This is a genomic window from Bacteroides caecigallinarum (assembly GCF_021530995.1).
In the GTDB taxonomy this organism is placed as follows: Bacteria; Bacteroidota; Bacteroidia; order Bacteroidales; family Bacteroidaceae; genus Phocaeicola; species Phocaeicola faecigallinarum.
In genome coordinates this window covers 1-255 of the sequence record NZ_JADYTF010000351.1, presented here as the reverse complement: position 1 = coordinate 255, position 255 = coordinate 1, and the positions used below count along the sequence as shown (strand labels likewise).

Below are 255 nucleotides of genomic sequence, written 5' to 3'. Positions count from 1 at the left end.
TAGGACCGTTATAGTTACGGCCGCCGTTTACTGGGGCTTCAATTCAATGCTTCTCCCAAAGATGACATCTCCTCTTAACCTTCCAGCACCGGGCAGGTGTCAGGCTGTATACATCTACTTTCATATTGGCACAGCCCTGTGTTTTTGTTAAACAGTTGCCTGGACCTATTCTCTGCGCCCTCTCTTGCGAGGAGGGACCCTTTATTCCGAAGTTACAGGGTCAATTTGCCTAGTTCCTTAACCGTGATTCACCCA

At 48.6% G+C, this 255-nt stretch carries 1 rRNA gene; it reads right to left on the bottom strand.

The annotated features are described in order from the left end of the window. Positions 1–255 (bottom strand): 23S ribosomal RNA (locus I6E24_RS16990); the annotation flags it as partial.